The organism is Paenibacillus sp. TCA20 (assembly GCF_000732325.1).
GTDB lineage: Bacteria > Bacillota > Bacilli > Paenibacillales > Paenibacillaceae > Paenibacillus > Paenibacillus urinalis.
This window is the reverse complement of sequence record NZ_BBIW01000004.1, coordinates 250,000-269,659: the sequence shown is the minus strand read 5'-3', so window position 1 is coordinate 269,659 and position 19,660 is coordinate 250,000. Positions and strand designations below refer to the sequence as shown.

The 19,660-nt window shown below is 48.2% G+C and carries 20 protein-coding genes; 4 read left to right on the top strand and 16 right to left on the bottom strand.

Annotation, left to right across the window (positions count from 1 at the left end):
• Positions 1-12 precede the first annotated feature (12 nt).
• From TCA2_RS10070 to TCA2_RS10050, 6 genes are all read right to left on the bottom strand, one after another.
• The gene (locus TCA2_RS10070; protein ID WP_047911466.1) at positions 13-393 is read right to left on the bottom strand and encodes a RidA family protein; all 381 of its coding nucleotides are present in this window, start codon (positions 391-393) and stop codon (positions 13-15) included.
• A 74-nt stretch (positions 394-467) separates the two neighbouring features.
• Complete coding sequence (locus TCA2_RS10065) at positions 468-1,142, bottom strand: oxidoreductase (protein WP_047911465.1); 675 nt, start codon at positions 1,140-1,142, stop codon at positions 468-470.
• A 161-nt stretch (positions 1,143-1,303) separates the two neighbouring features.
• Positions 1,304-1,504: a CsbD family protein gene (locus TCA2_RS10060; protein WP_047911464.1), complete on the bottom strand. Its 201-nt coding sequence runs from the start codon at positions 1,502-1,504 to the stop codon at positions 1,304-1,306.
• Positions 1,505-1,639: 135 nt separating this feature from the next.
• On the bottom strand, positions 1,640-3,055 hold the full coding sequence (locus TCA2_RS10055) for an HD-GYP domain-containing protein (RefSeq protein ID WP_047911463.1): 1,416 nt from the start codon (positions 3,053-3,055) through the stop codon (positions 1,640-1,642).
• A gap of 733 nt (positions 3,056-3,788) precedes the next feature.
• On the bottom strand, positions 3,789-3,923 hold the full coding sequence (locus tag TCA2_RS27540; protein WP_238546338.1) for a YjcZ family sporulation protein: 135 nt from the start codon (positions 3,921-3,923) through the stop codon (positions 3,789-3,791).
• A gap of 76 nt (positions 3,924-3,999) precedes the next feature.
• Positions 4,000-4,653 (bottom strand): hypothetical protein, encoded by a 654-nt coding sequence (locus TCA2_RS10050; RefSeq protein ID WP_047911462.1) that lies wholly within the window; start codon positions 4,651-4,653, stop codon positions 4,000-4,002.
• A 122-nt stretch (positions 4,654-4,775) separates the two neighbouring features.
• Between TCA2_RS10050 and TCA2_RS10045 the strand changes: the two genes are divergently transcribed.
• On the top strand, positions 4,776-4,964 hold the full coding sequence (locus TCA2_RS10045) for a hypothetical protein (protein ID WP_047911461.1): 189 nt from the start codon (positions 4,776-4,778) through the stop codon (positions 4,962-4,964).
• A gap of 311 nt (positions 4,965-5,275) precedes the next feature.
• Positions 5,276-5,473, top strand: coding sequence for a hypothetical protein (locus TCA2_RS10040; RefSeq protein WP_047911460.1), 198 nt, complete (start codon positions 5,276-5,278; stop codon positions 5,471-5,473).
• A gap of 116 nt (positions 5,474-5,589) precedes the next feature.
• On the opposite strand, the gene TCA2_RS10035 is transcribed toward TCA2_RS10040, so the two are convergent.
• The 3 genes from TCA2_RS10035 to TCA2_RS10025 form a co-directional block, all read right to left on the bottom strand.
• Complete coding sequence (locus tag TCA2_RS10035; protein ID WP_047911459.1) at positions 5,590-6,063, bottom strand: hypothetical protein; 474 nt, start codon at positions 6,061-6,063, stop codon at positions 5,590-5,592.
• Positions 6,064-6,167: 104 nt separating this feature from the next.
• Complete coding sequence (locus TCA2_RS10030; protein WP_047911458.1) at positions 6,168-7,682, bottom strand: sulfatase; 1,515 nt, start codon at positions 7,680-7,682, stop codon at positions 6,168-6,170.
• A gap of 139 nt (positions 7,683-7,821) precedes the next feature.
• Positions 7,822-8,121 (bottom strand): MTH1187 family thiamine-binding protein, encoded by a 300-nt coding sequence (locus TCA2_RS10025; RefSeq protein ID WP_047911457.1) that lies wholly within the window; start codon positions 8,119-8,121, stop codon positions 7,822-7,824.
• A gap of 690 nt (positions 8,122-8,811) precedes the next feature.
• On the opposite strand from TCA2_RS10025, the gene TCA2_RS10020 reads away from it, so the two are divergent.
• Positions 8,812-11,148 (top strand): ribonucleoside-diphosphate reductase subunit alpha, encoded by a 2,337-nt coding sequence (locus tag TCA2_RS10020; protein ID WP_047911456.1) that lies wholly within the window; start codon positions 8,812-8,814, stop codon positions 11,146-11,148.
• Between the two features lie 15 nt (positions 11,149-11,163).
• Positions 11,164-12,195, top strand: a complete 1,032-nt coding sequence (locus tag TCA2_RS10015; protein WP_047911455.1) for a ribonucleotide-diphosphate reductase subunit beta — start codon at positions 11,164-11,166, stop codon at positions 12,193-12,195.
• A gap of 124 nt (positions 12,196-12,319) precedes the next feature.
• On the opposite strand, the gene TCA2_RS10010 is transcribed toward TCA2_RS10015, so the two are convergent.
• From TCA2_RS10010 to TCA2_RS09980, 7 genes are all read right to left on the bottom strand, one after another.
• Positions 12,320-14,128, bottom strand: coding sequence for a S9 family peptidase (locus tag TCA2_RS10010; protein WP_047911454.1), 1,809 nt, complete (start codon positions 14,126-14,128; stop codon positions 12,320-12,322).
• A 91-nt stretch (positions 14,129-14,219) separates the two neighbouring features.
• Positions 14,220-14,900 carry a 4'-phosphopantetheinyl transferase superfamily protein gene (locus TCA2_RS10005; RefSeq protein ID WP_047911453.1) on the bottom strand — a complete coding sequence of 227 codons (681 nt, stop codon included), beginning with the start codon at positions 14,898-14,900 and terminating at the stop codon, positions 14,220-14,222.
• A 25-nt stretch (positions 14,901-14,925) separates the two neighbouring features.
• A complete protein-coding gene (locus TCA2_RS10000) occupies positions 14,926-16,188 on the bottom strand; it encodes a pitrilysin family protein (RefSeq protein ID WP_047911452.1) in 1,263 nt (420 codons plus the stop codon).
• A 4-nt stretch (positions 16,189-16,192) separates the two neighbouring features.
• Positions 16,193-17,518 carry an insulinase family protein gene (locus tag TCA2_RS09995; protein WP_047911451.1) on the bottom strand — a complete coding sequence of 442 codons (1,326 nt, stop codon included), beginning with the start codon at positions 17,516-17,518 and terminating at the stop codon, positions 16,193-16,195.
• Positions 17,519-17,552: 34 nt separating this feature from the next.
• Entirely contained in the window at positions 17,553-17,864 is a 312-nt protein-coding gene (locus tag TCA2_RS09990) for a hypothetical protein (RefSeq protein ID WP_047911450.1), read from the bottom strand.
• Positions 17,803-18,537, bottom strand: coding sequence for a hypothetical protein (locus TCA2_RS09985; protein ID WP_047911449.1), 735 nt, complete (start codon positions 18,535-18,537; stop codon positions 17,803-17,805). The genes TCA2_RS09990 and TCA2_RS09985 overlap by 62 nt, the downstream gene beginning before the upstream one ends.
• Positions 18,527-19,654 (bottom strand): arginase family protein, encoded by a 1,128-nt coding sequence (locus tag TCA2_RS09980; protein ID WP_047911448.1) that lies wholly within the window; start codon positions 19,652-19,654, stop codon positions 18,527-18,529. The genes TCA2_RS09985 and TCA2_RS09980 overlap by 11 nt, the downstream gene beginning before the upstream one ends.
• Between the last annotated feature and the right edge of the window lie 6 nt (positions 19,655-19,660).

Sequence of the window (19,660 nt, the reverse complement as noted above, 5' to 3'; positions counted from 1 at the left end):
TATACACTCTTGTTATTTCTTCAGCGTAATCGTTTCAATCTCGACCAGCGCATCCTTCGGAAGACGGGCTACCTCTACCGCGCTGCGCGCAGGATAAGGCTGGCTGAAGAACGAGCTGTACACTTCATTTACACGGGTAAAATCATTCATGTCCTTCAGGAATACCGTCGTCTTCACGACTTGGTCCAAGCTTGCTCCGGCAGCTTCAAGGATGGCCTTCACATTCTCAAGGGATAGACGAGCCTGCTCCTCAACGGTATCACCGAATTCACCTGTCTGCGGATTGATTCCGAGCTGACCAGACGTAAATATGAAACCGCCTGCTTCAACTGCCTGACTGTATGGTCCAATGGCTCCTGGTGCCTTTTCTGTGGAAATCGGGTTCTTACTCATATGTATCTCCTCCTCTGTAGGTTAGTTTATCCAAGCATTTCTATAGTCATTGTATTCAAAGCAAGCAGGCTTGTCTATTTTTGTTGTTCAGCCAGCTTCCAGATATCCTTGTTCGAATGGCGGTACACCCCGCTCTGATCTCGCATCGCTGCCCTGATCATGGCCTTCGCAACATAAGCACCCGGAACCGCTCGGTACTCCCGTCCTCTTCCTTTGCGAAGCAGCGGATCGGCAAGCGTCAGCACCCATTCACCTATCTTCTCCCCTGTGCGTTTTTCTTCTCTGTCGCCAAGCAGCAAGGATGGTCTTAGAAAATGAATACCACGAAAGCCTAGTCTCGCGATATCGTCCTCAAACTCTCCCTTGGTTCGGCTGTAGAAGATGCGTGAAGTGCTGTCTGCTCCCATGGATGTAACAGCAATCATCTGTCTCGTCCCATGAGACAACGCGAGTCTGGCTGCAGTAACGGGGTACTCCAGATCAACTTTGCGGAACGCCGCCTGCGATCCTGCCTTCTTGATCGTCGTGCCCATACAGCAGAACAATTCGTCTGCTCCGATGAAAGCCTCCTCATGCCTTTCAAGCTCGTCCCAGTTCACAATCACTTGAGACAGTTTAGGGTGGGATATCGGAAGCTCCTGTCTCACGAGCGTGGTAACCTCTTCATATTCATCATGCGCGAGCAGCTGTGATACGAGCTGCTTGCCGACCAACCCAGTAGCCCCAATGACTAATCCTTTTCGTCCCACTAGCTAGACCTCCTGACAAACTCACTTTTCCCTATCATACCATGCAAAGAGAGCACAAATCCTCTATGGGATCTGTGCTCTCTTATTTTGGAAAAATCTATTAAAGTTTCTATATAGAATGAACTAGATATCTCAAATTCACATGCCTGGTTCAATCTATGTTAGCGGTACGTTCTGCTCCAGTTATCATATTCCTTCTCGGCTTCGTCGCGGGAATGACCGTATCGCTCCTGAAGCTTGCCGACCAGCTTGTCCTTCTCACCATCGATGACATCCAGATCATCATCAGTCAGCTTACCCCATTGCTTCTTGGCTTCGCCCTTCACTTGATTCCATTTACCTTTGAATACGTTGTTATCCATTCTTCTCATCTCCTTGTCTGTATGGTGATTCCAAGTTCCTAGAGACTAGAAAGTATGTCACCAGCGTGTTATATTCTTAACCCGAATCAGGATCTTTGAATCGACAAGGCAGGAGATGAAGTTCTTAACGGATTCTTAACAGCAGGATGGTCTGCACCGGTACTGGTCTACAAATATGCCAGCTATAATCGGGTCCCACTGTGTTCCTCGGCCCTGTTCCAGTATAGAGATGGCCTCCTCATCCTTCATTCCTTTGCGGTAAGGCCGGTCCGAGGTCATAGCGTCGAAGGCATCCGCTACTGCAATAATTCTTCCAAATAAAGGAATACGCTCTCCCGCCAGCTGATCCGGATATCCCTTGCCGTCATAACGCTCGTGATGGGAACGTACCCCGGATAGGAAGGGCTTAATCGACTGTGCCGGCTGGACATGCTGTAATATCGATTCGCCAAGCACCGGGTGACGCTGAATCGTCAAATACTCCTCTTCACTGAGCTTACCTTCCTTAAGCAGCACCATATCGGGGATGCCTACTTTTCCGATGTCGTGAATCAGCGCCGTTTTGTAAAGGGTGTCAAGCTCTTCCTCTGCAAGCCCCAGCTTGCGGCCGATCATGACCGAATATTCTGCCACCCGCATGGAATGACCCGCCGTATAAGGATCCCTGGCGTCCAGCGCTGCGGATAAGGTACTAAAATAGCTGTCCTGCAGCTGCTTCACCAGCTCGTCTCTCTCCTTCAGCTCAAGACTTAATTGATTCATCCCTTCCGTCGTAGAGCCTTCCGTCGTAGAGTGATCACTTTTTATAAGACGGGCTGCTGCAAACATAGACAAGCCAATCCCAAGCAGCAGTAGCCATACGCCAAGTCCGGCATACTCCCTCATGACGGTTTCAGAGTAATAAAATTGCTGAATTTCGGTTATAAAAAACACGAGCAGCAAAGGATAGATGATGATAAAGATTAACCTTATCCATGTGTTGGGACCAAGAGAAACAGGCTGCTGCCCTGTAAAAACTAGCTGGGTAACGCTTGCCTCCGCTTTATTTTCGACGGCTAATATGTAAGGTCTAATGGCTCTCGTTGTCATCATAAATTCGATAATGGCATGCAGGTAAGCAGCGAAAAGAAAGCTTATTACAATATATAAAGTATGTATAAATGATAGTTGGAGAAGATCTAACCGCTTCAGGATCGTACTTAGCAGCACGACCGGTAAAGACAAGCAAATATAATGCGAGTACAGTATCCGACAGAAGGCGTGAGCCGGCAAGGTGTGGAGAAAATCATACGCATACTGAAGACCTGTGCCGGTCTCAGCTTGAAGCTGTATATCTTTATAAGGTCTAACCTGCCTGAGGATAAGGTATATTCCAGTCAGCAGTGTAAGAAGTAATGCGGCAGCCAAGATCACTGCCAAATAACGGGACTCTGCTGCATGCAGATGAAGCGTTAAAGATCGTATAGACAGAAGCGCCAGTACAGCAGTTGCAGCCCAGCTAGCGATGTAGTTAACAGCCAATCTTTTGCGCAGCGCTTGATACCGTTGCAAGATGAATACAACCTCGCTTTCCCTAGAAGCTTATTCTCAAGTTCTATTATAGCCCAGAAGTCCCAATAACGAGAATATGCTTTTTCCTGTTTCCCCTGAAGAAGTTCTGTATTTGTAAATTGCTGTAATCTATGATATACTACTTAGTATTATGAATATTTAACCCCATTACATTCCTCTTTGAAGGTCATGCATTTATTCGCGGCTGGCATAAGAATAATGCATATGATCCGGAGTAAGATAACTCTTCATTTAACCCCATGGAGTAATCGCGTTATAACCCAAACACGAGATTTTATGATTTTCATTCAAACTGGCGCGGTCATCGGAGCCGTAAGGACAAAAGAGAGGTAGGGCTTTTGTTGTGTGAAATGTAAGTAGAGGAATACAATGCAGCTGTAGTTTCTACGCTACTACGAAGAGCAGCATTATAATATAGGTTAAATTTATATTGCTGAACCAAGCCGCTTTTGATCATTTAGACGAGGGCGACCTTGGGAGCACAAACATTAAGCCCCCGAGCATTCATCGCACGGGGGCTGTCCAACGTTCTGGAGTGTACCGCTCGCTTGTGCTGATCGAACTCACGTGGTCACGAGCACGGCTCTCTCCTTAGCGTGACGACTATGTACTGTACGCCCATTCAGGCAATGTGATTACATCGTGTACTCTCTGCCAAAACTTAAGGCCTGCCTATGCAGGCAGACCTTAAGTTTATATCATGGTCAAATCATTACCAGCAGAAAGCTTTAACGATAATAACCAAGAGAATAAACAATACCAAGATTGCGCCGATGGATTTACCTCCATCGTAACCGCTGAAGCCGCCTACTTGGCCGCCGCCATATCCGTATCCTACTTCGCTCATTGTAACTCCTCCTTTCTGTGTACTACACTCATACCATATGTTGCTCGACCTTATTTCGACCGGGCTAATTGCCCTTTTATTTCGAATTTTGAGCTGCCGTTGAATCCGAATAGGATGGTGGTCTGTGATTAGGATGGGGACGACCGGGATGGAACGGATGAGGTGGATGGTGCAGTCCTGCTTGGAAATGCGGGCCATTCGAGTGATGATGCGGTGGCTGCTGAGGTCCTGACTGAGGATGAGGGCCATTCGGACCTGGCGGATGGTGCGGGTGTTGATGTAGTGCCTGCTGGACCTGTGGCTTGTTCGGTAATCCCTGCGACGGTCCCTGAGGAGTCGGCAAGGCTTGCACGGATTGATTCACTTCCGCAGGGGAGGGCTGATCCAGATTCATTTGCTTCAATCTCTGACCGAGCTCCCCCAATGCAGCCTTATATTTCTTCGGCAGATTGAGCTGGTCGGATTGATCAAGGAACTGCACGATCAAACCGTGCATTTTCTGCTTCTTCTCAGGCTTCACCTCTTTAAATATGTCGACAACCCCATCCTTCATCTCCATTAACGTACTGCATAGAGCCAAGAACTGCTCCGGGGATAAATTCTCCAGAAGCTTCGATGACAACAGAGAAAAAGCATTAGAGGCAGCTTCACGCTTCGCCTTCTTCTTTGTCCTTTTTCTAGCGGGGGTCTTGGACACTTTCCTTCTTACATCGGTTCGCTGTTTATTCACGGGCTTCTCTCCTTTCGGGCACATATCGCTTGGGAAAGCACCCTTTTTTAGAACGCCTTCCTATGAGTAATCATAAACTAGAAGAAAGAACGGAGGCATCTTGATTAAAGAGGGTGACATGGATGAAAAAAAGCAGCATATCAAGCAAGAATAGAAATAACAATGGCAACAATTCGGAAGAAGCTGCAGCAAGAAAGATCGAATACTTAGCCCTGATCGCTGCTATCCTTGCATTCATTGCTGCAGGCATCGGATTGTACATCGCCTTGAAAGATTTTTCTCTGCCAGATGTGACGGAGGTTATAACCTGATGCGGAGAACTCACCTTACCTAAAGTAGCTTATGCGAACCTTCATCAATTGATATGGGCACTCGTTTTACGATAGACGAATAGCGGGAAGGCTTCGGCAGATTTTTTCATCGTTCATTCGATCTGACCCGGGCTTATCCCGCATTTTTGTATACTGAAATAAGCATTCTTTTGTGGAAAAAAGAGGATGTTTTTTGTCTTAAAATTAAGTATAATCAAATTACTTAACTGTTTTTTTGTTCCATTATTATCATTTGCGACCATCTAGTCGATACATAGAGTATGTAATATTTTTGGAATGGAGGGATTCTCATGCTTGACACACTGAAATATGCAGAAGATAAAGGATACAGCGTATGCTTGGTGATGCATAACGGCACATCCTACTTCGGTGAGATTGAAATCAGCCCTGATTCAGAGAACCTGGTCATTATTTGTGACCAAGGACGGATATCAGCTAACATACATGATATTAAACACTCCTCTACCATCGTTGCTGCTCACTTCTAAGTTGATTCACCCATTGCACAAATCTCACAACAAGATATTGACATACAAGCACCTATATAGCTCTGACAAGACCAAAGAAGCGAGCGCTGTTACAGCGTTCGCTTCTTTATGTGGATCTATCGATAATAATAGGTTGGCATAATACAAGGACATCCACAGCTTCTCGGTGCTCCTGCCCCAGGATAGCCACCAAATCCGCCGCCGAATCCGCCGCCCATTCCACTGCCGATGCCTCCGCCTCCATGTCCCTGACATTCAGGCAGCCACCACATAAAGCTGCAGTATGGCGGTCTTGGCGGTGGTGTTGGTCCAGGACCGGGACCAGGACCGGGTGCAGGAAGTGTTGGGCCAAGGTATTGGGCCCCGATAATATCCACATTGCTCACTTGCATGAATTGTACAGTGCCGTTCGGAAAGACCAAATTCAAGCTGACAATGCCGCTCGTATCTGGAGGAACAGGAGGTGCGTAGCCGAGGAGCTGCCAGGTCACCTGACCATACCCGGTGATGACGGATCGGTAGTAATGCCCTACTCGGCCTCTGTTGATCTCATCCTGAAAGAAATTTGAAGGTAACAAATATACGGACATGAACGTTACACCCTTTCGTGTAAGAAAATGATCTATACACGATATATGCCCATGGTTCGGGCGAGGTTCAAAGAATCCGCACCAGCCCAAATGAGAGCATCTGCTTACGCTAACGGTGCCAAGCCGCCCTTATCATACAGTACGGGTCCCTTAGACCATGCAACAGCAAGATGCATCAGCAGCTCTGTCTTTAGCATTTCCCGGATTCCCGCATGCTCCTCCGCTTCATACAGGTTAACCCACTCACCAGGATCAGCCGCAAGGTCATACAGCTCTCCCTTAGTATGCTGTACTCTAGCCCCAGCATCCCGCACTGCTCCCTCAATATACAAGATCAGCTTCCATTCCTTCGTTCGCCACATATAGGCCGGTGCGGAATGCGGTGCGCTGACTCCTTTTCCATGAAATTCACAGAATGTCCCTTGCCGTCTCAAGTCACCCAGCAGATCAAATCCCGGCAGCATAGGGTTGCGCGGCAATCCAGCAGCTTCGCTTAGCGTCGGAACAAGATCGATAAGCTCTGCTGGGCGATCATCGATGGTACCCCGCTGCGCTTCTGCAATCCAGGAGCCCGATAAGATCAATGGCACCCGGACACTTGCATCATATAAATTATATTTGGAGAACCGGAATTGTCGCTCACCGAGCATTTCTCCGTGATCCGAAACAAAAACGATCAGCGCATTCTCCAGCCTTCCCAGTCGTTCAAGCTTCTCAAGTGCCAGGCCAAAGTAATGATCGAGCCATGAACAATTGGCAAAATATCGGAGCGTTGTACGCCTTCGCTCCTGCTCGCTCATCGCAAGAAAGGCCTTTTTCTTGTCCAGATAGGACTCCCTGCTTCGGCTGTTAAGTTCATCTGATGCGGCAAGGTGAGTATTCTCTTCGTCGAGCCATGGCGGCTGTGGAATATCCGGGATATCGGCAATGGAGTACAAATCTTCGAATCGCTTAGGCACATTAAAGCCAGCATGGGGCTTAAGGAAGGAAAGGTAGAAAAAAAGCGGACGATCCGGGTCTACGTCTTCATTCAGAAACTTGAGACTTTGCTCAGCGACCCATCCATCACGATGCTGCTCCATAGGCACCTGGCTGGTCATGCCTATATAGCCGTGAACATTCTCCTCGCCACTGCCAAAGTGAGCCGTTTCACTGCTGTAAGCTTCCAGATACTCGGGATGTGTGTCGCCCATCATGATTGCATTTTCCTCGTAATGACCGCTGTTCCGCGCGAGTCCCACAGCCCTCACCTCGAACCCTCGGGAAGACGGAATCTCCGTCCGTTCGCCGTGATTCCAATGCGTTTTCCCGAATCCAGCTGTCTGGTATCCTGCCTTGCGCATCAATTCGGGAAGCGGATCAGAGGGCAGCCTGTCCTCATCGTAAATGCCGCCATAATTGGTTCTGACCCCCGTCTGAGAAGGATAGTATCCGAACATCATGGAGGTCCGGCTCGGTACGCACATTGGAGACTGGCAAACTGCCTGACTGTATGTAATGCCCTCCGCAGCCAAACGATCTAAATTAGGCGTGTGTATATGCTCGTTGAATTTACCTATGCAATCCCAGCGCTGCTGATCTGTCATGAAAAAGATAATATTGGGCTTATCCTGCGGCATTTCCCCTTCATCCTCTCTTCATCTATTCGAGAACTTCAAGGCAAGACGGAACATTTAGACAGTCTGGTCATTATATATACATGTAGATGGAGTCGAGTCAGGCAGGTCGCGGAAATGAATGATGAGAAGACATCAAAATCTACAGCTTCTCTCTGACTGAAGCCAGCTTCTGGGCACTGGAAGACGGCTTATCACGGCGGTCATCAATCTTAACCGAAGTCGAGACCCGCTGTGCGCCTGTACCGAACGGAGTCTCGTGCAATGCCCGAATGGCAGCAAATATATCGTCCAGTTCACCTTCGATAATGGTGCTCATGGATGTAAGCTCGTATTGAATTCCAGGCTGCTTAGCCAGCGTACGCTGCAGCTCTGCCACATAAGGACTCAGGCTTGTGCTTCCTGTTCCAATCGGAATAATAGTTACCTCAGCTATAGCCATTTATATCCCCTCCAAATTAGTCGAAATTCCAATTATTTATAATTTACGCCTCGATAGGCTCTTCACTTGATTCAACATTCTGACTTTTGCTGACGATATACCCATTGTAGCATGATCCTGTTCACAGAAAAAAAATATTTAAGAGATTCTACTACTTCTTCCAGCCCTTTTCCTTTGCGGTATGTTGGGATATTTGCTATAATCGCAAATGCGTTTCAACATCAAGCTGGTGTTTACAAGCACAACATATTGGGGTAATCTTGTAATACATCAACCAAATGTAGTGTTGAGACAGAATCGACCATTGTACGAATCTCTATAACTGTCAAGCTTTTTTTAGTAGAAATTTATGCGGCTCCACATTAGGCAATTCTAGAGATTTAAGAGCTCCATGTTACGGGACAACGAACTGAGCAGGTACATATGGGCTATCCAATAATCCTATATTCACACCTTAACTCGCGTACCCCCGGCGTACAGTATAACTATACCAGCAAGCGGGGACGCAAATGGCATTTATCTGGCCGCGAGAAAGCCGGAAAATGCTTTTTCTATGTAAGATGACTTCAAGTACGATTCTCTAGCCCGAAAATCCACGATGTAGATGCGGCGAAATTCACAGCAGGATGATCTTACTTTTTTTAATGCTTTACTCCATTTATCACTATCATAAGAAAGCGAGGGCTCTTCATGCCACAAGTGGTTAACAAACCAAACAATCGTCAGCTTGCCTTTGACGAGATCCGTATTTCCGTGTACGCAGACCGTATTCTTGCTGATCTGCCTATGCTTGATAAAGAAAAACTCGTTCGTGGTGTAACCTCTAAATTGCGCCGTGACGAAGTATCCAGTGAAGAAATCAGCAATGCATTCTCCATGTCTGCTCTTGAACTGGTAACCAAAGAGGAGCCGAACTGGAAATATGCAGCAGCTCGTTCACTGCTCACTTCTCTATACAAAAAAGCGGCTAACAACCGCCGTTACAAAGCATATCCGGAAGAGCCGTACGGTGCATTCTATCCACTGATTACAACACTTGTGAAAAAAGGCATCTATCGCGAAGAGCTGCTCGATTGCTATACAAAAGAACAAATTGAAGAACTCGGTGCCACGATTGAAGCAAAAAATGACCTTCTGTTCGATTACATCGGACTCCTGACGCTGGCTGAGCGTTATCTTGCGAACGACTTCGACGGCAGAGTCATGGAGCTTCCGCAGGAACGCTACATGGTTATCGCAATGTACCTCATGCACAAAGAGCCTGCAGACAGACGTCTTGAGCTCGTTAAGGAAGCCTACTGGGCGATGAGTAATCTCTATATGACAGCAGCTACTCCAACGATGTCCAACGCAGGTAAGAAGGTAGCTGGTCAGCTGTCCAGCTGCTTCATTGATACGGTTGACGACTCGCTGGAAGGAATCTTCGATTCCAATACGGATGTAGCACGTCTCAGCAAAATGGGCGGCGGCATCGGCGTATACCTCGGAAAAGTACGTTCCAGAGGCTCCGATATCCGTGGACACAAGAATACAAGCTCCGGCGTTATTCCTTGGATCCGCCAGCTGAACAATACGGCTGTCAGTGTAGACCAGCTCGGTACACGTAAAGGTGCGATTGCCGTTTACCTTGATGTTTTCCATAAAGACATTCTGGCATTCCTGGATCTGAAGCTGAACAATGGTGACGAGCGCATGCGTGCTCATGACATTTTCCACGGCATCTGCCTGCCGGACTTGTTCCTTGAGCGTGTAGAGAGCCGCGGCGAATGGAATCTGTTCGATCCGCATGAAGTGAAGAGAGTGATGGGCTGGAAGGACGAGAACGGCCGTGCTCTGGGTCTTGAAGACTTCTATGATGAAGAATTCGGCAAAGGCACTTTCCGCGAAAGATACGAGGAGGCTACCAATCATCCAGACCTGTCCCGCATCACGGTTCAAGCGATTGATATCATGAAGCGTGTCATGAAGTCTCAGCTGGAAACAGGCACACCGTACATGTTCTACCGCGATACGGTAAACCGTGCGAACCCGAACCGTCACAAAGGAATGATCTACTCCTCCAACCTGTGTACAGAAATTATGCAGAATCAGTCTGCTACAACGATTGAGCAGGAAGAGCTTGTGACGAAGGACGGCGAGACCCGTATCATCATTACGAAGAAGCCGGGCGATTTCGTTGTCTGCAACCTGAACTCGATCCATCTTGCACGCGCTGTACCACATGGCGTTCTGGATCGTCTGGTTCCGATTCAAATGCGTATGCTCGATAATGTCATCGACATTAATAATATTGAAGTACTTCAAGCACAATATACAAACAGCCAGTACCGCGCTGTCGGTCTTGGAACCTTCGGTCTTCATCACCTGCTTGCGCTTGAGGGCATTCGCTGGGAATCCGAAGAAGCAGTAACCTACAACGACAACCTGTATGAGAAGATCAGCTATATTGCCATCAAATCCAGCATGGAGCTGGCAAAAGAAAAAGGAAGATTCCCTAAATTTGCTGGTTCAGATTGGGAGAACGGTAACTACTTCGCATCCCGCGGCTACACGGACGGAAGCCGTGAAGGTAAATTTGTCAGCACAGCGCAGTGGAATGAGCTTGCAGCAGAAGTAAGTGAGCATGGTGTACGTAACGGATGGATGATGGCGATCGCACCAAACGCATCGACTTCGATCATTGCCGGTTCCACAGCAAGTATTGACCCGTTGTATGAGCTCTTGTCTTATGAAGAGAAGACCACTTACAAGATTGCGAATCCAGCACCGGATCTGTCCGAGAAGACGATCTGGTATTACAAGACTGCATTTAATATCGATCAGCACGCTTCCATTGATATGGCTGCTGCGCGTCAGCGTCATATTGACCAGGCACAGAGCTTTAATCTGTATGTGCGTCCTGATATCCGTGCAAAAGATTTCCTTGATCTTCACCTGCATGCTTGGAAGGCGGGCATCAAGTCCACTTACTACGTACGCAGCCGTGCGCTGACGATTGAGAACGAATGTGAATCATGTGAATCTTAAGGAGGCAACACCCGAATGAATGAGCAAAAGATCTTCAACACTGAGGCACCGAATAAATCCACCCGTATCATTAACGGCGAGAACTCCGGGATTCTGAACTGGAACGACATTCGCATGCCTCATATGTATAAATTGTATAAAGTGCTGCTGCTGAATTACTGGATCGCTGACGAAATTCCAATGTCCAAGGATGCTCAGCAGTTCCCGCATCTGGATGCCGAAGAACAGCGCACATTCAAGATCAACATCGGCCTGCTGGCCGTGCTCGATTCCATGCAGACCATGTTCGTCGGGGACGTTAGAGAATACTTGACCGATTCCTCCCTTGAGGCGATCTCCGCTATTATTGCCCAGCAGGAAGTCGTGCATAATCAATCTTATTCTTATGTGCTCTCATCCCTCGTATCGTGGGATGAGCAGAAGGAAATCTTCGAGTACTGGAAGCATGATCCGGTTCTGCTGGAGCGGAATCGATTCATTGCGGATATTTATCAGAACTTCCGTGACGAAGCTACGCCGCAAACGTTCTTTGAGGCGCTTGTTGCCGATATGATTCTTGAGGGTATTTTCTTCTACAGTACATTTGCTTTCTTCTACAATCTGGCACGGGATCAGAAGATGATGGGAACGGCACAGATGATCTCTTACATTCAGCGGGATGAGAACCAGCATTGCTACTTCTTCGCTGAAGTTTACAAGCAGCTGCTGGCTGACTACCCAGAGCTGAATACAAAAGAGAACAATGACTATGTCTACCGTACAATCAACCGTGCAGTAGAGCTCGAAACCAATTGGGCACACTACACACTGGAAAAAGTACGCGGCATCAATCTTCCTGAGCTTGAAGACTACATCAAGTTCACAGCGAACAAGCGTCTTCGCCTGATGGGAATGGACAAAGCATACGAGGGCGTTGACGTCAACAGTATGCCTTGGATCAAGCCGTTCTCTGATGAGGCATTGAATGCAACGAAGACCGACTTCTTCGAAGCTAAATCCCGTAACTACGGTAAAGTCGGTGATGATAACGGATTCGACGATCTGTAAGATCAGCTGCGTTCTTTCAAGCGATAAATCATTTAACGGATAAACGATTAACGATATCAAAAAGCGATCTTCCGTCTCGGCGGGAAGATCGCTTTTTTTGGTGCAGTTAGTTCAATCGAGAATGTCAGGCATGAACCTCTACACTCGCTTGATGCTTGTCGAGGAAATCAGCCATCGCTGTATATACAAGAATTTCATTCGCCTTACGAGAGAAGCCATGGCCCTCATCTTCCAGAACGATATATTCGACTTCTGTCCCCTGCTCCTTCAACGCCGTAACAATCTGATCTGATTCAGCCTGTACTACGCGCGGATCATTCGCTCCCTGAATGACAAGCATCGGCTTCACCATCTGCTTCAGGTAAGTAATCGGTGAATCCTTGATCAGTCGTTCACGGTCTTTCACCGGATCTCCCAGCCACTGCTCCATCATCGGCTTCCATGAATCCGGAACCGATTCAATGAAGGTAAACAGATTGGACGGTCCGAAGATGTCTACTGCTGCGCGGAACAGCTCGGGATGACGTCCGGCAAGCAGCAGCGTCATATAGCCGCCGTAGCTGCCCCCCACGATAAATAGACGATCTGGTGAGCTTATACCCTGTTCAAACAGCCATTCGATACCTGCTACGCAGTCCAGTCGAGGGCCTTCACCCCAGTCTCCTTCCACCAGCTTGATGAAGGTCGCCCCATATCCTGCACTTCCGCGGAAGTTAGGCGCGAAGATGTTATAACCCCGGGCTAGAAGGAACTGGAACATCGGTCTAAAAAACTTACCTTCCGAAGCCTGCGGTCCCCCGTGCGGCCAGAAGACCGTATAACCGTTAGCCGCTTCAGGCTTCGCCTTAAACAGTAAGGCCTCAATCTCCATTCCGTCGAAGGAGGTATACCTAACGACATCCGGGTAACACAAATCCTCTTCCGTCAGCCCCACGACGACGTTATTCGTGAGCTGCTCCCACTCCCCATTCACATGACGGTAAATGTTGAAGGGCTTCACTGCCCCGCGGCCAAGAATATATACATTTCCCGATTCAGCCACCGATATCTGCTCTACGAAATCAACGGGCAGAGGAACGGACGTATACCCTTCTTCACCATAAGGGACAGCATACATTCGGCTCTCAATTCCCACACTCGTAACCATATACAAAGTCTGAGACTCTTTGTGCCACTCGATGGCTCCAACCTCTTCCTGATCAAAGGCTTGGACCGTTCTAACTTCACCCCTTGAGATGTTATATTCAGCTGCATAAGAGAATTCCTTTCCTTGGTTGGTCACAAACAGCAGCGTATCGTCATCGACAAAAGTAACGCTTCTAATGACTTGAACCTCTTCTTCAGGGAATACATACTTTACCTCAGCCTCTCCATCCGATTGGATGAACAAGGACTGATGTGTATTTGAGAACATCTTCAGATAGGCTCTGCGCTTCTCATCCGGGCTGATCGCTGCAAGATAAGTCGGTCTATTTGCTCCTTCATGAAGCAGCTCGTCCTGCCCGGATTCAAGGTCAAGGCATCTGGAATTCAGATACACCGGATTATCCTTGGAGGTGTCATAGTATATTCTTTTCCCATCCTTCGACAGCTTCACGAAATAGAACTTATCGTCTGCTTCACCGGGCACAATCTTAACCGGCTTGCCGCCGCTCGGCTTCAGCACATACAGATGCAGATTCTCATCACCGTCTTTGTCAAAATCAGCGAGTATAAACTCGCCGTTCGGGTCTGTCTTCATAAAGCTGCCTGACTGATTCTCATATGTAAGCGGGTAAGGAAAGCCGCCGGGCAGGTCCATAGCCCACAGGTTCGGCTGACCGTTCAAGTTGCTGTTAAACAATAGTCTGGATTCATCCTTGGTAACCGTAAAATATCGAATAACACTGGTTTGGAAAAATTGAGCCACGTCCGGGATAGGAAAGTTAATCATTGCGATAAAGCCTCCTTTATATTCGTTTGCTCACTTCCTCTACATCATAATTTACACATCCCTCATGATCAAGATATGGAATGCGCTTAAGCTAACGTATTGTTCGATATTTAAGGCTCATCGAGCCTCTGCCGAGATAACAGACCGAACCAATGTAATCATTCGAGAGATAGAGCGGACGAGTCGTATAGGACTCCCCTGATTCCAATTGTGAATGCCGAATCCAGGTATAATCCTCCGCAAGCGTATTAAGCTTAAGCCACCGGCCTCCGATCCCGAGCCCCGTCGCTTTGGCGAGCGCCTCCTTGCGCGTCAGCATCTGTAGTAATATTCTTGTTCGGTCCTGTTCATTACTCGAGGCAAGACAGTATTTTCGTTCGGATGGGGTCAGAAACCGGGAAGCGATTCGCTCTGCTCTCAGCATGTCCCGCATGCGCTCCACATCAACACCGACAGGACAGCTGCCTGCAATGGCAACGCATGTCAATTGATCCGTGTGGGCCAGATTGAATTCAATCCCTTGGCGGACGAAGGGCTTCCCATTCGCATGGTACTCCAGCTGTACTGACTGGGGAGAACAATCGAGGTGCTGACTGAGCACGTATTTTAAAAAAGCTCTTGAAGCGGCAAACTGGGTCCTGTCCTTCAAGGTTCGGTATCGCAGCATTCTCTTTACCTCACTATCGTTCAAGGCATTCCGCAGCTCAGGCGCCAGTGTACACTGCCCCTGGGCAGAAGTGTACTGAATCCACACCTCTAACGTGCAGCTCATACATTCACCCCCATTACTATAGCAGCTAGGTCATCACTGACATTCGCAGCTTCTCAGGGACTGCATGTTGATACAAAGCGTGCAGTATTTCCTCATCTGAAGGCAGGAGGAACATTTCTCCCATTTTCATATAATCCAGATTCATCAGTGCCGATTCTGATACATACATGCAGGCCTGCTTGAGCGAATCGAGGTCTGCATAATGTCTGCCAATACACTTCATCCGGCTCATTTGCAGTACCTTCCCGCTGATGCCTTTATACGGCAGCTCCATGAGACAAGAGACGACCTGGTTGTACAGCTGCTTGGGATCAATCGAGAACCCGCTCAGAATGGAAAATGAAAATGAGGATCGATAATAATGCTCCCATGCTGCATTTTTATTGATCAAGCCGTTATGAACTGCCTCTTGAAAAAACAGAGAAGCTTCGCCAAAGAGAGCCTCGAGTCCAACCATCAGCATGACGTGCTCTCTCGTCGACATAGAGGCAGGATCGGCTGCAAAGCCAAATTGAACAACCGGAATCGGCTGAAACCTCTGTGTTTCACGGTACATATCTATTGAGGGCTTCCTGGATAAAGCCACCTGTTCACCTGAGGCAGGAGCGATCACAGCTGGTTCGGGGATTACGCTCTCCAAATAATCAATGACAGCATCTGCCTTAACCGGACCTGCTACCGCCAGCGCCATCCGGTTCTGTGTATAATACGTCCCATAGACCTCATGCAGCACGGATGCATGGATCCCTTCAATGCTATCCGGCGTACCCGCGACATCCATAGCCAGTGGATGATTCTCCCCATACAGCATGGAGAGAAGCTGCTGCATACATAACCATACGGTCTCATCGGTATAGCCGGATAATTCCTGCCTGATGATCGACTTCTCTAATTGAATTCGCTCTTCAGGAAAATAAGGCGTGAGGATCAAATCCATAAATAGAGCCAAGTTGCTGTAATACTGATCTGTAGAAGCCATCTGATAGGTTGTTACATCGTACCTGGTAAGAGCCGAAGTCGAAGCACCTTGCCTACGTAGACGCTGATTAACCGAGGGGCCGGGCTGGCAAAACATCATGTGCTCCAGAAAGTGCGCCGTCCCATAAGGAGCATGTATTGAAGCGGATCTGATCTGTGAATCAGAGACTTCCGGTCCATCATGAATAGCTCCGTAGGATACACTGAGCGAAGTGAACGTGTGGGCATGCTCCGGCCTTGGGAGAATCCGAATGAGCATGCCTCCCGGCAGACAGTGCTCTATCACATCCTGATCGAGTGTTATTTTCATGCTTCTATGCTCCCTTCCCGCTTCTGTCCAGATTCTCATTCGGAAAAAGAACCCAGGTTACAGCTTTTTCAAGGTTCGAAGCGATATGTACAATGTCATCTGAAGTTACAGCTGTGATCTGTGCCAAGAAGTCTGCTGTATCCATTGTGGCACCCGTAAGACATTGATCCAGGTGGATATCGATCTCTTGTTCGGGCAGATCGATGCCGACTTTCATGAAATGAAGTACTCCTTCAATCGCCTGTGTGATCTCGGCCGCTTCCACCTTCCCATCGGCGACCTGCTCCAGCTCTCTGTCAATAATGGAGAGAATATCACTCATATTGCCGACTGTCGTACCCGTATGAACATGCATCAGTCCTCGGAATCGATCCAGCTCGCTCATCACTTGATATACAAGCTGGCTCCGTCTTCGCAGTTCCCGATTGAGCCGGGACATGGGGCCGGCGGCAAACAGATTATGAAATACAAAAAGCGCTGCATAGGCTGGCGAACCATAGGATACATGGGTCTTATAAGTAATGTTTAATTTACACTGATTAAAATTACCGTGTTCAATCATAAGGGAAGGCTCTTTCCCGGCGGGTATGCTGCTCCCCAAAGCTATTTGATTCGCAGATGAGATAAGAATCGGATCCCCTTGCTCTTGTACGGCAGAGGATTGCGGTGTGAACCAGGAGAATACATCATCCGTATAATGTTCAGGCAACACATTACCAACAATGTGGATGTGTATAGGTAAACGAATGGCTTTTTCATAAGCCTCATATATATGGTGCTCTTCTATGGTCCACGAGTCCTCTTCACCATCTTCACAGCTATTCGCTGATTGTGATGCATAGCCGATATAGGATAGACAACGGCTCTTTAACAAGGAGCTTGGATCATGTGCCTCTCGATGTACCGCATACTTAAGCCCATCCATTTCCTCCCTCATTCGCTCTGAATCAAAGCGATTGGGCCCGGAAGGTCTCATCATTATTTCGGATAAGAGCTTGAGCGCCTCCCTAGCGGGTGAGCTCTCTGCCTCTGAATCGCCGGGCTGCAGGACCTTAATAGCATAGGAAAGGATCTGATTGGACCCCTTCTGCTCGATGTGATACTTACAGCTTGCTCCGTACAGCATACATAACCGTTCTCTTTTTGCTGATTCGCTCAGACCTGTGCCTCCTGCTGTCCAGAGAAGCCTTCCGAGCAAGGAGTACATCTGTTCATTAATTTCTCCGCTATTGATAATGGATACCGTCAAATAAGCGTTATAGTACTTGGTCGTAGGCATTAAATGAAGAGATACGTTGCCGCGACTCGTTGATATGAAGCGATGGGACATGATGACACCTCCCTAATATGAAAGTCCAGGAATCTTAACTTAGGCTTAGGTTGTATACCTCCGCTTGGTGCAAATTCATTCCGAGCTGGCCGAAGCCTTCAACAGGCCGGCTGATCCAGTCAAGCCGGGGAGGCCCAATAGGAGAGGAAGGAGCTGTCGTCTCCTCGCTCTTCCAGGCTAGAACCTGCTCATGATGACGATCCCAGAATCGCCACTGCTCCGGCTGCTGCAGCAGCTGAGCCCGAAAGGGACCATAGATCTGCTCTGCAATATGCTGAACATCCTCACTCGGCTGAAACGGAGGAAGAAATACAATCCGGCTCTTGTAATCCGCCGTCATGGTCATGAAGTACAGACACACCGGCTTTTTGGCTTTGGGACAATATTCGGAATATCCCGCTCCTTGTTCGTATATTCGATGTTAGAAACGGCAGCTGCAGCTGATAATTGTCTGTGTTATAGCCCGTCTGTCCGTCCACGAACAAGCTGAAGCAGCCGCCTTTTTTCAAATGGGAATACAGCTTGATGCCGATCAGCTCATCCTGGGAGTTCAGCATCTCCGCTCTTGAATATTTACGAATGGACTCCCACTTATCGAGCTGCTTCTCCTGCATAACGGTATCCCTCTCCGCTACCAGATAAAAAGGAAGACCCTCACGGTAATAACCCTTGCGGATCTCTTGTCCAATCGTCACCATATTGTGTCTGACAAACCCATAGTGAAAGGTGAGGAAGGCCCCTCCCTCCTGAAGAGTATGCTGCAGGTGCTCTCGTCCATGAACCTCATCCCATTCCAAGAAGGAATACGGTGACTTCTTATGCTCTTCTACCGTCCGCAAGAAGGACAGATAATCAATCCATGTCTCCTCAGCCGTTCTCGGCCCTCCAAGCGGGTTCATTTCCTTCGCAATATTCATAAGCGCATAGAAGTAGCCCAGCTTGATGCCGGCCTCCCTCTGCTGCTCAAGCTCGAGCTGTACTGCATTTCGGTGAAGCTCAAACGATTCTCTAAGATTCATGACAGATCTCTCCTATATGTAGACTGCAATCGCAAGACATCCGGTTCTGATGCAGACCCTCGAGCATGTGGGCCATCAGCCGCAGGGCCAGCTCCATCTGCCCTGGCAGCCGATCAGAGGCGAGAACGCCTTGACCTTCAACCAAATCGCCGCCAATGAAATACAGGTCGGAACGAAGCACCATTTCCATCGCTTGCAGCACGACGTGCCAGGAAGGTCCGCCGCTCAGCGGAAAGTCGACATGAGGGAAGGTGCCGGGGTCCAGACAATCCATGTCAAAGGAGAGATATGCCACGGCCTCAGGATGAATAGCCCGCAGATCCGAAAGTATTTGCTCGATCGTCTGCGGCTCCAAACGTTCTGCAGAAATTTGAATGAGCTTATCATGGGTATACATTTGATCCACAGATCGGATCCCTCTTAGTCCCAGCTGTACGACCGCTGCAATCTCATCTTGTGCCAGCAGATGGCGTACAAAATTGGCATGATGAATTCGATCATGATGCAGCGCGTCAATGCCGCAATCATGGTGCGCATCAAACTCTATCAAAATAATCGGCTTGTTTATATACTCCAAAAATGCAGATAAGAGCATATGCGTGATCGAATGATCTCCACCTATACTGTACAGCCCTGCCTGCTCTGCAACCGAGAGCTTCACTGCCTCTGAGACGGCTGCCGAGCTCATCCCCAATTCATTACGAATGAAGAGCTCTTTCTCGCACGAACCCAAATCCTGCATAATGACGCCCTGCATCAAACGCCGGTCTGTTCCAATGTCATATAGACCGGAAGTATAGGGTGATACAAGAGCAGGGTACACGGTTCTTTTCCACGATTCGGCCCTGAGGCTGTCCTCGAACAAACCGACGGATGAATCATGAATGCTGGTCCCTCCGGCATAAGGAATACCTAATAAATAGAAGTTTGGCTTCGGCTGACCCAGCAGTGGACTGAATTTAAAATAGGGAATGAGCGGATGACGAACACCTGGAATCATCGGAGTATCTCTATCCTTATTCCAGGTGTCAGGCTGCACCTCATAGAATTGTGTAAAGCCTTCATCTGCCGCAACCCATGATTCTCCCAGACGCTGCATCAGATAGTAGGGATTCATAACGTA